The sequence below is a fragment of the Streptomyces sp. So13.3 genome (assembly GCF_005860785.2).
Taxonomy (GTDB): domain Bacteria; phylum Actinomycetota; class Actinomycetes; order Streptomycetales; family Streptomycetaceae; genus Actinacidiphila; species Actinacidiphila fildesensis.
Genome location: NZ_CP048835.1, coordinates 916,060 through 929,026 on the forward strand (window position 1 = coordinate 916,060; position 12,967 = coordinate 929,026).

12 protein-coding genes are annotated in these 12,967 nt (G+C 69.2%); 8 read left to right on the plus strand and 4 right to left on the minus strand.

The annotated features are described in order from the left end of the window. Window positions 1–38 precede the first annotated feature (38 nt). Window positions 39–602: an N-acetyltransferase gene (locus C8250_RS04315; RefSeq protein WP_138351511.1), complete on the plus strand. Its 564-nt coding sequence runs from the start codon at window positions 39–41 to the stop codon at window positions 600–602. Between the two features lie 65 nt (window positions 603–667). Here the strand turns inward: C8250_RS04315 and C8250_RS04320 are convergent, their stop codons facing one another. Together C8250_RS04320 and C8250_RS04325 are read right to left on the minus strand one after the other, a co-directional pair. Beyond that, a complete protein-coding gene (locus C8250_RS04320; protein ID WP_138351510.1) occupies window positions 668–1,747 on the minus strand; it encodes an alpha/beta hydrolase-fold protein in 1,080 nt (359 codons plus the stop codon). A gap of 223 nt (window positions 1,748–1,970) precedes the next feature. Then, on the minus strand, window positions 1,971–2,567 hold the full coding sequence (locus tag C8250_RS04325; protein ID WP_138351509.1) for a dihydrofolate reductase family protein: 597 nt from the start codon (window positions 2,565–2,567) through the stop codon (window positions 1,971–1,973). A gap of 192 nt (window positions 2,568–2,759) precedes the next feature. Here C8250_RS04325 and C8250_RS04330 point away from each other — a divergent pair, with 192 nt between their 5' ends. From C8250_RS04330 to C8250_RS04345, 4 genes are all read left to right on the plus strand, one after another. Next, complete coding sequence (locus tag C8250_RS04330; RefSeq protein WP_138351508.1) at window positions 2,760–3,485, plus strand: spermidine synthase; 726 nt, start codon at window positions 2,760–2,762, stop codon at window positions 3,483–3,485. Between the two features lie 119 nt (window positions 3,486–3,604). Next, the gene (locus tag C8250_RS04335; protein ID WP_187144723.1) at window positions 3,605–4,285 is read left to right on the plus strand and encodes a hypothetical protein; all 681 of its coding nucleotides are present in this window, start codon (window positions 3,605–3,607) and stop codon (window positions 4,283–4,285) included. Further along, window positions 4,285–5,571: a nucleotidyl transferase AbiEii/AbiGii toxin family protein gene (locus C8250_RS04340; protein WP_138351507.1), complete on the plus strand. Its 1,287-nt coding sequence runs from the start codon at window positions 4,285–4,287 to the stop codon at window positions 5,569–5,571. The genes C8250_RS04335 and C8250_RS04340 overlap by 1 nt, the downstream gene beginning before the upstream one ends. Before the next feature lie 224 nt (window positions 5,572–5,795). Then, on the plus strand, window positions 5,796–6,215 hold the full coding sequence (locus C8250_RS04345; RefSeq protein WP_138351506.1) for a nuclear transport factor 2 family protein: 420 nt from the start codon (window positions 5,796–5,798) through the stop codon (window positions 6,213–6,215). A gap of 76 nt (window positions 6,216–6,291) precedes the next feature. On the opposite strand, the gene C8250_RS04350 is transcribed toward C8250_RS04345, so the two are convergent. Beyond that, a complete protein-coding gene (locus tag C8250_RS04350) occupies window positions 6,292–6,864 on the minus strand; it encodes a TetR/AcrR family transcriptional regulator (RefSeq protein WP_138351619.1) in 573 nt (190 codons plus the stop codon). A 383-nt stretch (window positions 6,865–7,247) separates the two neighbouring features. Here C8250_RS04350 and C8250_RS04355 point away from each other — a divergent pair, with 383 nt between their 5' ends. From C8250_RS04355 to C8250_RS04365, 3 genes are all read left to right on the plus strand, one after another. Next, window positions 7,248–7,997, plus strand: coding sequence for a tRNA-dependent cyclodipeptide synthase (locus C8250_RS04355; RefSeq protein WP_232485381.1), 750 nt, complete (start codon window positions 7,248–7,250; stop codon window positions 7,995–7,997). Continuing rightward, a complete protein-coding gene (locus C8250_RS04360; protein WP_138351504.1) occupies window positions 7,987–9,195 on the plus strand; it encodes a cytochrome P450 in 1,209 nt (402 codons plus the stop codon). The genes C8250_RS04355 and C8250_RS04360 overlap by 11 nt, the downstream gene beginning before the upstream one ends. Before the next feature lie 142 nt (window positions 9,196–9,337). After that, window positions 9,338–11,881, plus strand: a complete 2,544-nt coding sequence (locus C8250_RS04365) for a discoidin domain-containing protein (RefSeq protein ID WP_244808968.1) — start codon at window positions 9,338–9,340, stop codon at window positions 11,879–11,881. A 49-nt stretch (window positions 11,882–11,930) separates the two neighbouring features. Here the strand turns inward: C8250_RS04365 and C8250_RS04370 are convergent, their stop codons facing one another. Further along, a complete protein-coding gene (locus C8250_RS04370; protein WP_138351503.1) occupies window positions 11,931–12,893 on the minus strand; it encodes a helix-turn-helix domain-containing protein in 963 nt (320 codons plus the stop codon). Between the last annotated feature and the right edge of the window lie 74 nt (window positions 12,894–12,967).

The window sequence follows — 12,967 nt, forward strand, 5'->3', positions numbered from 1 at the left end:
CCCGGTGGCTGGCTAGGCTGCCTGCTATGAATACGGCCATGACCGACGACGGGGCCGCCGAGCCCGTCGTCCTCGACGTGACGGAACTGGCGTCCGATCCGGAGCGGGACGCCCGGTTCGCCGAGTCGGCCCATCGGATTCTGGCCGATCTCGTCCGTGGAGGTGCCGCACTCGGCTGGGTCGAACCTCCGTCGCGCGACGAAGTGGCCGAACTCCTCCATCACGTGGTCGCCGCGGTGCACGCCGGTGACGGGGCACTGCGTGCGGCCTATCTCGGCCATCGGCTCGTCGGGTTGGGGTACTGGCTGCGCTACGTGCGACCGACCCACCGGCCGCACGCCGACCTGGAGAAGCTCGCGGTGGATGCAGCCGCCCACGGCCGTGGCGTCGGCCGGACGCTGACCGCCGCCCTGATCTCCGACGCCCGGCGGGCGGGAATCGAGGTCCTCACCCTGGACGCCCGCGGCGACAACAGCGGTGCCCTGCACCTCTACCGGTCGCTGGGCTTCACGGAGTACGGCCGCCTCCCTGGCTTCGTCGCCGTCGGTGAACGCCGCTACGACAAGGTCTTCTACATGCTGGACCTCCGCCACCGCAGCTGAGGCTCCTGCCCGCTCGACCTGTCATGCGCCGGGGTGGCGCCGCCTGTGTCGCTCGCGGCTACCGGCTATTTCTTCGGCGACGGAGCCGGTTGCGGGCCGGCCAGTTGCTGGCTGAGCCAGCCGATCGCTGCCGGGTACTCGCTGATCCAGGTGCCGTAGTTGTGACCACCGGTCGCGAGCAGCATGGTCTTCACCCGCACCTTGCTGCCCTGAGCCGCACGGACGAACTGCTCGATGGAGGCCGGCGGGCTGTCGCGGTCCTGCGCCGAGGTCGCGAGGAAGATCCCCACGTCCGCTCCGGAGCCCGCGACCAGGTGGGTCGGGCTGTTGCGCTCCCGCAGGGCCGGGTCGGGCAGGACGGACGGGTCGCCGGTCAGCGGGTCGGGATCGAGCGCGGCGCCGGCGCCGAACACCCGTGGGTACTGCAGCGGGAGCTTCGCGGCGCAGTAACCGCCGGTGGAGAACCCCATCACCCCCCAGCCGTGGGGACCGGGCACCGTACGGAACTTCTCCCGCAGCAACTCAGGGACGTCCGCCGCGAGCCAGGTGGCGACCTTGCGGTCCGGCGCATCGCTGCAGTCCGTATCGACGCTGCCCGGGTTGATCACCGGCATGGCCAGGATGAACGGATGTGACTGGTGGGCGTCCACCATCTTCTGGAAGGCGTCGGGCATACCGCCGTGCTCCAGCCACGACTGAGGTGATCCCGGCACTCCGTGCAGCAGCATCAGGACGGGGAAGCGGGTGGAGCGGAACGTGGGATCGTCGTACTGCGGAGGGGTCCAGACGATGACCTGCCCGGAGAGTTTGGAGTGCGTTCCATGGAAGTAGGTGTCCAGAATCCCGTTGTCGCTGCGGTTGAACTGGGCGCGGGTCACGGGCGGGCCGGGCATCGCGATGGTGTTGCTGTTGTCGGGGGTGCCGAGCAGGTCGTCCCAGGACGAGTAGAGGCCGTAGCTGTTGTTCATCCATACGGCCACCACCGAGATCGCGGTGAGCTGGCACAGCAGAATCATGACCAGCCGGGTGAGTGCCCGCACCAGGCGCGGTCCGGGAATCCTCGCCCACAGGAGCATCGTGCCGATGACCATCAGCAGCGTCACGATGATGAGCACGACCCAGAACGATGTCCCCGTCAGACTCACGTCAAGCCCTCCTGCCCTGGTGCGCCGGCGCGATGCTGCAACCGCCGGTCCGGTCCCCCTGATCCGGGTTCCGGTGCTCGTTGTCAACGTCTCACACGCATCCGGCAGACGGCTGTGCGGCATGCCCGAACCTGGCCGGGCATACCGCACTTGGGGGCGCGCTCGCGCCGTCGCTCGCCTGTCCGACCAGATCCGAGCCTGGCCGATCCGAGCCGACCTTGCGCTACCGCCCGGCAACCGGCCGGTAGGTGCACACGTGCACGCCCGCGTCACTGATGGCGGTGGACACCAACTCGAGCGTGCGCAGTACACCGTCGTCAAGGAAGATCTTCTTACCTCCGCCGAGAAGCACCGGCATGATCATGAGGCGGAGTTCGTCGATCAGGCCCTCACCCAGAAGGGTGCGCGCGAGCGTCGGGCTCCCCATGACCAGCAGGTCGCCACCCTCGGCGTCCCGCAGCTCCCGGATACGGGAGACCGCCTGATCGCCGGGGATGAGTGTGGTGTTGCTCCATGTCAGGTCGTCGTCCTTGAGCGTCCCGGACACGACGTGCTTCGGAATGGCATTCATCTGATCGGCGAACGGGTCGCCCGCCCGCTCGGGCCACGCCGCGGCCATGGTCTGCCACGTGCTGCGCCCGAACAGCAGCGCCTCAGCCTTGGTCAACGCGTCGGAGAAGGCACCCCCCACCACCTCCGGATCGAAGAACGGGTGCGACCAGCCGCCGTGCGCGAACCCGCCGTCGGTGTCCTCCTCGGGACCGCCGGGCGCCTGTACGACGCCGTCCAGGCTCATGAACTCACTGATGACGATGCGCATGGGACTCGCTCCTCTTCCTCGCTCCGGGTGTACGGCAATGAAGACTGCGGCGCCGCTCCGGAATCATCGCTCCCATCGGGACCATGTTGATCCCTCGCCACACGACAGAGTCAGGTCCCTTGCCATGAGAGAGTGGGCGTTTCGGATTTGCCGGGCATTCTCCCGCCAGCCCGGCACCAGAAGGGCGAACGGATGAGCGCGCGTTTCGAGGAGATCGACTGGCAGCCCACGCCGATGGGCGACATCAGTCTGCGGCGCCGACGTGACCCTGTGTCCGGCGAGGAGGTGTACGAGGTGAAGCTCGGCGACGAGTTCCTGATGTCCAGCCTCTTCACCGCGGGCGAGATCGCGCTCACCCGGCTCGGACTCGCACCCCTTCCGGACGACGCCCAACTGGATGTCGTCGTGGGCGGCCTCGGCCTCGGGTACACCGCTCGGGCGGCGCTGGACGACCCGCGGGTGCGTTCACTCATCGTCGTCGACACGCTCGGCGAGGTGATCGACTGGCACCGGCGCGGCTTGGTCCCGCTGGGTGCCGGGCTGGCATCCGACCCCCGCTGCCGTCTGGTCCAGGGCGACTTCTTCGCGATGGTCGGCGACTCCACCGGCCTGGACCCCCGCACACCGGACCGCCGCTTCCACGCCATCCTGCTGGACGTCGACCACTCACCGCGCCACGTCCTGCACCCGCGGCACGCGGCGCTCTACCGGCCTGCCGGACTGCGTTCCCTCGCCAATCGGCTCCACCCCGACGGTGTCTTCGCCCTCTGGTCGAACGACCCGCCGGACGAGGAGTTCAACTCCGTCCTCGCGGAGGTCTTCGCGGAACCGGAGGCCCACGTCGTCCACTTCGACAATCCGCTGCAGGAAGGAACGGCGACCAACACCATCTACGTGGCGAGGAAAGCGCAGCAGTAGACCGAAGGGGTCGAAGGTTCGCGTCGGTGGGACTGCCGGCAGTCCCGCGGGGCGGACCGAAGTGCGTGCCGCGCCGATATCGGCTGGCTGTCCGGACACCGGCCTGTCATCGTCCAGGGATGTCCGGTCAGCAGCATCACCAAGCCGTGGCGTCGGTTCCCTACGTCCGCGGCGCCCTGGAGACACACATCACGGTGGCATGCCCGGCTGCCGGGACCGGGATCGCCCGGCTGGCGGACTGGGCCGCGTACCGCGGATTGAGTTTCGCCCATATCGTGCTCGCCCGTGGCCGGACCCGCTCCCAGCCCATGCTGAACCTCCGGGGCGAGGGATCGGCCACGGAACACGTGGAGAACGCCACCGGCGTCGCGTCCGAACTGGCGGCGGACGGCTACCGGGCCGTCCGGATCAAGACGGAGGCCGTCCCCTGGGCCGCCGGGGTGCCGCAGGACGACGTCGCGGCCGCCGCTCTCGAACCCGACCTGTACTTCGAGCACCATGTGAAGTTGCTGCTTCCCACCCGGCACGACCGGCTGCTGCTGGAGCGGCTGGCCCGCCCCCACATCGCGCACGTCTCATGGAACGCCCGACGTGTTCGCGAGGACGGCCTGGAGGAGCGCTTCATCACTCAGCGGTGCCGGGGCGTCGGTCGAGGCACTGCCGAACGGCGGCTGACCGCGCTGCTCCACGATCTGAACGCAGCCGACTCCCATGTGCTCGAGGTGGAGCGGGAGTTCGTCCTGCACGACACCAACCTCTCTCTGGACGACGGTTGGATATCTCAGGAGGTCTCACGTTGATGTCACCGACGGACAGCGCCGACGACTGGGCACAGCTGCGGGGCAGCCCTGTCGATATTCCGCACTCCCCTCTCGACGAGGAGACCCGGCTCCGCGGGGACTTCCCCCGAACCTTGCTGGCGTCGCCCGACGGAATGAGCCAGTCGTTGGTCTTCGAGCCCGCTCTGAAGCAGTTCTCCAACGCGTACCGGGCGGGCGAGCCGCGGTTCGCGGACGAGGAGGCGGGGCGGATCTGGCATCAGGCGCGCAGGACCGTGCTCGATGTCGTGCTCGCCTCGATCGCGAACGGTCCCTGGACACAGCATCTGGTGCTGCGCGGCAGCGTGTTGATGGCCACGTGGTTCAAGGAAGCGGCCCGCGACCCGGGCGACCTGGACTTCGTCGTCGTCCCTCAGGACTGGCGGCTGGACGAACCGCGCACCACGGAACTGTTCTTCGGAATCGCGCGGGACGCGGCGGCCGCCGGCGCCGACAGCGCCGTCCGCATCCATGCGGACAGCATGATCACCGAGGAGATCTGGACCTACGACCGGGTGCCCGGTCGTCGCATGCTCCTGCCCTGGACGGCGCCCGGATGCGCCGGCGGGACCGTTCAGCTCGACCTGGTGTTCAACGAGACCCTGCCGGCCCCGGCGGAGCTCACCGAGCTCCTGCCGCTGGGAGACGGTCCCGGCTGCCGTCTCTGGGCCGCGTCGCCGGCTCTGTCACTTGCGTGGAAGCTCCTGTGGCTCATCACCGACCTCCACCCGCAGGGCAAGGACCTGTACGACGCCGTGTTGCTGGCCGAGAGCGCTCCTCCGCCGTACGAACTGGTTCGGAACACCTTCGTCCTGACCGGCGTCGAGGGATTGCGGCCTCCCAGCTCCTCGTGGACCGAGACACTGGCCGTCGAGCAGGGCTGGGAGCACTTCACGGCCGAGTATGCACAGGTGGCGGGAACCGCCGCGGAGTACCGGGACCGGCTCCTGCGGGCTCTGACGCCGTTGCTCACCGCCTCGGAACCACCCGGCGAGGACACGTACGACCGATGGGTCCGCTGGCTGGGACCACTGATCGAGTCGACCCGTGCGACCGCCGGCAACGACCCTGCGCCGGCCCTCGGGCACCTCGCGGGAGGCGGCTGGGACGGCCTGATGGCGGCTGTCGTGATCGTGCGGGAGGTCGCCGGGCGGCAGGCACTCGACCTTGAAGGGGCCCTGCATGCGGTCCTGGACAGTGGTGACAGCTGGCGGACCTGGCGGGAGAGGCCCGAATGGTGGCCCGACGTTCTCGACCGACTGAGCTGAGCGCGCCGGCCGCGGCGGGGTCGCCGAGCACCAGCGCCACGGGTTCGGCGCGGTCCGCCTGACCATGGAGGGTGACCGTTTCGCCCCCGCGCGGCGCCGGCGACGATAGGCGCCCAGGCCGGGCGAACCGTTCGCCAACCAGGCCGGACCTTGCGCGAGAACCAGCGTTCTCCTAAGCTGCGAAGTGAGGAGAACGCTGGTTCTCCCATGGGAAGGGATACATCATGTCCGAGCAGAGGCCGCCACTGCCGCCGTTCACCGCCGAGAGCGCCCAGCAGAAAGTAAGGGCCGCCGAGGACGCCTGGAACAGCCGTGATCCGGAGCGGGTCTCGCTCGGGTACACCGAGGATTCCGAGTGGCGCAATCGCGACGTGTTCATCACCGGCCGGGCCGAGATCGTGGAGTTCCTGCGCGCCAAGTGGGAGCGGGAGCTGGACTACCGGCTCCGCAAGGAACTCTGGGCCTACACCGACCACCGCATCGCGGTGCGCTTCGAGTACGAATGGCACACCGACCAGGGCCAGTGGTACCGCAGTTACGGCAATGAGAACTGGGACTTCGACGAGAACGGCCTGATGCGGCGCCGCTACGCGAGCATCAACGACCTCGCCATCACCGCCGACGAGCGCCGCATCTCTCTCTGACGCCGCCCGCCCGGACGGCCTTCACCGTCCGAGGAGGGCCCCGCCGAGCCCCGGCGGGGCCACTCGCCGTCGCCGGTCAGGCGGGGCGGGGGCCGCCGGTGGATTCGAGGATGATGCGCACCGCGTCCTTTGCCTGGCGGGCGGGCTGGGGAGAGCCGGAGATCGCGGCCGTGGTGATGGCGCCCTCGGCCAGCAGGGCGACGTGATCGGCGACCCAGGCCGGTTCGCCGGCGGCGGCCACGAGATCGGCGAGATACCGCCGGAAGGCGTCCTTGTGGGCGCGGGCGATGGCGGCCACTTCCGGCGAGGTCGCGCCGAGTTCACCGAACGAGTTGATGAAGGCGCAACCGCGGAAGTCCGGCTCGTCGAACCAGTCGTGGAGCCAGTCGAAGACCGCCAGCAGGCTCTCGCGCGGCGACGGCCGGGCATCGGCGTACTCGGCCAGCCGGCGCCGCCAGGCCTCGTCCCGCCGCCGCAGGTACGCCTCGACCAGGTCCCCCTTGGAGGGGTACAGCTGATACAGGCGCTTCAGGGAGACACCGGAGGTGGACCGGATCTCGTCCATCCCCACCAGCTGGATCCCGCGGTCGTAGAACAGCGCCTCGGCCGCGTCCAGGACACGCGCCTCGGCCAGCTCGGGACTCAGCACTTCCACCCATCTCCCCGCATATCGAGAACCATCGTTCTCCTATGGTAGCAACAACCCGGGAGACCTCCGGAAATACCGGCAGGCGGCGCAATCCGTTCCCGCCCCGCCCTCCCGTGGCCGGGAATCGACAGGGTCACGTCATTGAACGACCGCCATGGCCCGACCACCCCGGAGGTGACGCCCCATCAATCGGAGAATCCTCAGCAATTCACCGCCCCTCATGGTGTGTTGATACAAGGCGACGTCATGTCCCATTCATGTTCATCTCGCGAACCGGATCCCCCGTTGACACTCTCCGTGGCCGGGCACTAACTTCTCGCATTGTCGCCACACCAGGAGCACAAGGCTCCCCGGGACTAGCGACACCGAAGGACGCTCTCCAGTTGACGACAGCGACCGAAATCTTCGAGATTCAGTCCTGCACACCGGTTGCGACAGCGGCCGAAGTCTTCGAGGTGCAGCCCTACACCTCCCACTGCCAGGTGATCCGCGCCGAGGGCGACCATGCCGTTATCGGTGTGTCGCCGGGAAACAGTTACTTCTCTGCGCAGCGCATCACGGATCTCGCCCGATGGGGCATCGACAACTTCCGGCAGGTCGATTTCGTCTATACCGACCTCCATGTCGCCGAGATGTACGAGGCATCCGGCTATACGCCCGATGATGCCCGGCGCAAAGCCGTCAAGAATCTGCGCGGCGTGCGGGCCAAGGTGACCAATGCCGTGGAAGCCGCCTCCTACGGGGGGAGGCTCAGAGCCCACGCCATGTCGGATTTCCTGGACATCCCGGCCTACCGGAGAATCCACGACCGCCTCTGGGCTCTTCTGGACACCGATCCGGAGTTCCGCAGGACCTGCGACACGCTCGTGGACTCGTTCCTCACGTCCAAAGTCCTGGACGGGAAGGCCAGCACCGAGCGGCAGCGCGAAGTATGCCTCAAGTACGTATGCGCGGAGGCCCCCTTGTTCCTGGACACCCCCGCCATCCTGGAGGTTCCCTCCTCCCTCAACTGCTACCACCAGCTCCTGCCGATGGCCGAACTTCTCTACTCGCGCGGATTCGGACTGCGAGCCTCCCGCAACCAGGGCCATGCCATCGTCACACCCGCACAAGGAGACCCCGATGTCCGTTGAGACGCTGCTCGACCCGCAGGCCGGGACGCTGCTCGACTTCCCGTTCTCCTGGCGCGGCGATCAACTGCCGCACGAGATCGACGCCTTGCGCAAGGAGCCCGTCAAGCGGGTCCGGACGATCGCCGGCGACGAGGCGTGGCTGGTCTCCTCCCATGCCCTGTGCAAGCAGGTGCTGGAGGACACCCGGTTCAGCCTCAAGGACACCTCGATGCCGGGTGCGCCGAGGCAGTACGCCCTGACGATCCCGCCCGAGGTCGTCAACAACATGGGCAACATCACGGGGGCGGGGCTTCGCAAAGCGGTGCTCAAGGCCATCAACCCGAAGGCCGACGGCCTGCTGGACTGGATGCGTTCGCACGCGGCCGGGCTGGTCGACGGGCTGCGGGCGCAGGGCGCTCCGGTGGATCTGCGGGCGCAGTTCTCCAATCCGTACTCGGAGGCGATGCACTGCCGCATCCTGGGCATTCCGCAGGCCGACGCTCCCCGGCTGGCCGCGAGTCTGGACATCGCGTTCATGAACTCCGCCTGCCCCGTCAGCGGTGCGAAGCTCAACTGGGACCGCGACATGGCGTACATGGTGGAGCGCCTGGACGACCCGGCGACGACCGGGCTGATGGCCGATATCGCCGCGCTGCGCAAGGACCCGGAGTACGACCACCTCACGGACGAGATGCTCGCCACGGTCGGCGTGACGATGTTCGGCGCGGGGGTGATCTCGACCTCGGCGTTCCTGACGATGGCGGTGTTCTCCCTCATCCAGCACCCCGAGACCTGGGCCGAACTGCGCGAGGACCCCAGCAGGATCCCTGCGGCGGTCGACGAGTTGCTGCGGATCAACCTGTCGATCGGTGACGGTCTGCCGCGGCTGGCCCTCGAGGACGTCCTGCTCGGGGATGTGGAGGTCAAGAAGGGCGAACTGGTCCTGGTGCTCGTCGAAGGCGCCAACTTCGACCCCGAGGTGTTCGCCGATCCGCACCGACTGGATCTCGGCCGTGAGAACACCGCGGCGCATCTGTCGTTCGGCGGCGGCCAGCACTACTGCCCGGCCACCGCGCTGGGCAAGAAGCACACCGAGATCGCCCTGGAAGTCCTGCTGGAGCGGATGCCGGACCTGCAGCTCGCCGTCCCCGTCGAACAGCTCGTATGGCGGACCGGGTTCATGAAGCGGATGCCCGAGCGGCTCCCCGTCATGTGGTAGCAGCCGACGGTCCTCGCCCGTCCTGGAAGAGCCGGGGCGGGCGAGAACCTCTTTACAGTGGCGCTCCTTACTGACACGGTCGGGCCATCGCCGGGTTCAATTGGGGGGCACGGCGGTCGCTGACGTGTCTGGGGGGACCGTTGTGCCGTTTCTGACCTCGCGTTTGCCGTGGCTGCTCCGCCGGCGCTCGCGGTGGCTGATCCTGACGTCGCTCACCGCGGTCGCCGCCGCGTTCGTGCCGTTCCTGGCGGCGGGCGGGCCTGCCGTCGCGGACGGCCGTCCCGCCGTCCCCGTGGTGGGCGGTACGGCTCCGCCACCCGCTCCGCACCACGGTGTCGCACCGGCGTCCGCCATGGTGCCGATCGCTCCGGTCCTGTCCAGGGCCGGCTGGACGGCGGCCGCGAGCGACGAGGAGACGGTCGGGGAGAACGGGCGGGCGGCCAACGTCCTGGACGGCGACGCCGCCACGTTGTGGCACAGCAAGTGGACGGCGCCCGCCACCGCGCTGCCGCACAGCCTCACCATCGACATGCACCGCACCGCCGTGGTGTCCGCACTCGTCTACCGGCCGCGCAGCAGCGGTGCCAACGGCCGGGTCGGGGTCTATGCCATCGCGCTCAGCGCGGACGGGCTGACGTGGACGCGGCCCGTGGCCACCGGCACCCTGCCCGACGACGGCACCATCAAGACGCTGAACTTCGCCGCCCAGGGAACCAGGTTCGTCCGGCTGACCGCCTCGACGGAGGCCGGAAACCGTGGCCCGTGGACCTCGGCCTCCGAGATCAACCTGCTGGGCGATCCCGGTCTGCCCGCCTCCGTCGTCGAACTTCCCGTCACGGGCTGGACGGCCACGGCCAGCGACGAGGAGACCGCCGCGCAGAACAACCGCGCCGGCAACGTCCTGGACGGCGACGCCACCACCCTGTGGCACAGCAAGTGGTCCGGCACTCCGACCGCGCTGCCGCACTCCATCACGCTGGACATGCACGCCAACCAGCGGGTCTCCGCACTGAGTTACACGCCGCGCGTCTCGGGGGCCAACGGCCGGATCGGCGCCTACACCGTGACCGCCGGTCTCGACGGGGTCACCTTCGGGGCTCCGCTGGCCACCGGGACGTGGAAGGACGACGACACGGTCAAGAGCGCCACCTTCACGGCGCCGACCACCGCCAGGTTCGTGCGTCTGACCGCCACCAGCGAGGCGGGCGGCCGCGGACCGTGGTCCTCCGCGGCCGAGATCCGCCTCAGCGGGCCCGCGGACCCGGCCGTCGCGGGCCTGTGGAGCCCGGTCACCGGCTTCCCGCTCGTACCGGTGGCCACCGCGCTGCTGCCGAACAACAAGCTGCTCGCCTGGTCGGCGTACGCCACCGACCGCTTCGGCGGCAGCAACGGCTACACCCAGACCGCCATCATGGATCTCACCACCGGCCAGGTCACCCAGCGGCGCGTCGACAACACCGGTCACGACATGTTCTGCCCCGGCATCGCGATGCTCGCCGACGGCCGGGTGATGGTCACCGGTGGCAGCAACGCCGCCCGCGCCAGCATCTACGACCCCCGCACCGATACCTGGAACGCGACCGCGGACATGAACATCCCCCGCGGCTACCAGGCCATGACGCTGCTCTCCAACGGCGACGCCTTCGTCATCGGCGGATCCTGGAACGGCGGCCAGGGAGGCAAGGACGGCGAGGTCTGGTCCGCCGCGACCGGCAGCTGGCGCAAACTCCCCGGCGTACCGGTCACGACCACGATGACGGCGGACCCCGCCGGGCCCTACCGGGCCGACAACCACCAGTGGCTGTACGGCACGTCCAACGGCCGGGTGCTCCAGCTCGGGCCCGGCAAGCAGCTCAACTGGATCGACACCACCGGCAAAGGCACCATCACCCCGGCCGGCGTGCGCGCCGACAGCCCGGACGCGATGAACGGCAACGCCGTCGCCTACGACATCGGCAAGCTCCTCACGCTCGGCGGTGCCACCGCGTACGAGAACGTCAACGCCACCAACCGCGCCTACACCGTAGATCTCACCGCCGGCCCGCAGCCCGTCAGCGCCCGCACCGGCGACATGGCCTTCGCCCGCTCCTTCAGCAACAGCGTCGTCATGCCGGACGGCAAGGTCGCCGTCTTCGGCGGCCAGTCCCGGCCCGTTCCCTTCTCCGACGCCACCTCGGCCATGACCCCGGAGATCTGGAACCCGGCCACCGGCGCCTTCACCCGCATGGCGACGATGGCCGTACCCCGCAACTACCACAGCGTCGCTAACCTGCTCCCCGACGGCCGGATCTTCTCCGGCGGCGGCGGACTGTGCGGCGACTGCGCCACCAACCACTTCGACGGGGCGATCTTCACCCCGCCGTATCTCCTCAACCCCGACGGCACGCAACGGCCGCGGCCGGCCATCACCAACACCCCGCCCGCGACAGCCGGCTACGGCGCCATGCTGACCGTCACGACCAGCACGCCGGTCACGGCCTTCGCCCTCGTCCGCACCGGAGCGGCCACCCACTCCACGGACAACGACCAACGACGTGTGCCACTGACGTCCCATCAGGTATCGGCAGGGCTCTACGAACTGTCCGTCCCCACCGACCCCGGCGTGGCACTGCCCGGCACCTATCTGCTGTTCGCCCTGAACGCCGCCGGAGTACCCAGCATCGCCAAGACCATCACCATCGGCTGACGGGACCGGACCGACCGCTGGGGGCACCCGGCGGCCGGCCCCGTGCCGGCTACAACCAGCCGCGCTTGGCCGCCTGCAGGCCGGCCTGGAAGCGGGTCTTCGCGTCCAGTGCGTCCATCAGGTGGGCCACGCGGCGGGTCATCGTCCGCTGGGTGATGCCGAGCGCGCGGGTGATCGTGGCGTCCTTCATGCCGGCCGCCAGCATGGACAGCAGCTCGTGGTCCGCGGGAGCCAGTCCCCCTGCCGCGCCCTTCTTGTCGACCGCCAGCGGGGTCGCCCGTTCCCACAGCAGGTCGAAACAGGTGACCAGGGCCGTCAGGAGCGGAGAGGGGTGGACGAACAGGGCCGCCATCGACTCGGTCGCCTCGAAGTTCAGCGGGATCATCGCGGCGCGCCGGTCCGCGATGAGCATCTTCATCCGCACCGCCGGCAGGCTCCGGGCCTGCTCACCCGCGTCGATGCAGTCCTGGACGAAGTGCATGCGCCCTTCGAGCGACACCGAGTCGTAGATCACCCGGCAGCTGATCCCGCGCCGCAGCAGCTGGAATTCGATCGGGTTGAACGTCGGGCTGCTGAAGTACGGAGGGCAGTCGATGACCTGCATCTCCTCCGCCGAGCCGAGCTGCATCTGCTCGACGCGGTTCAGCTGCGCCTCACGGCCCTCCACCAGTTCGACCAGCTCGCTGGGGTGGCCCGCGTCGGCGCCCTGGAACCGCAGGGCGAGCGAGCGGACGTGCGCGCGGAGCTCTTCCAGTTCCTGCTGCCGACGGGAAGCGAGTGAGCCGACGGCCGCTTCGGGAGGTGACGCGACGTAGCGCACGGGTGAGCCCGTCAGCCGGGTGATCAGGCCGGCGTCCGCCAGGCGGCCCAGGGCCGGACGGATGCGGGCCGCGGTCGAGCCGTCCAGTACGGCCAGCTGTGCGGCGGTGCTGCGGGGTGCGGAGAGAAGATGCAGGTAGAGGGCGCTTTCGACCTCGCCGAGCCCCACGGGCGCCAGGAAACCGTCGGACACCGGACCCCCAAATGGGTGCGTCTACTTATGGTCAATGTCTACTATCCGGCATTCCCCTCAGGAAGAGGTCGGTT

Coding starts and splice junctions, on each gene's coding strand:
- C8250_RS04315 (WP_138351511.1), top strand. CDS start 39: ATGACCGACGACGGGGCCGCCGAGCCCGTCGTCCTCGACGTGACGGAA.
- C8250_RS04325 (WP_138351509.1), bottom strand. CDS start 2,567: ATGCGCATCGTCATCAGTGAGTTCATGAGCCTGGACGGCGTCGTACAG.
- C8250_RS04330 (WP_138351508.1), top strand. CDS start 2,760: ATGAGCGCGCGTTTCGAGGAGATCGACTGGCAGCCCACGCCGATGGGC.
- C8250_RS04335 (WP_187144723.1), top strand. CDS start 3,605: ATGTCCGGTCAGCAGCATCACCAAGCCGTGGCGTCGGTTCCCTACGTC.
- C8250_RS04340 (WP_138351507.1), top strand. CDS start 4,285: ATGTCACCGACGGACAGCGCCGACGACTGGGCACAGCTGCGGGGCAGC.
- C8250_RS04345 (WP_138351506.1), top strand. CDS start 5,796: ATGTCCGAGCAGAGGCCGCCACTGCCGCCGTTCACCGCCGAGAGCGCC.
- C8250_RS04360 (WP_138351504.1), top strand. CDS start 7,987: ATGTCCGTTGAGACGCTGCTCGACCCGCAGGCCGGGACGCTGCTCGAC.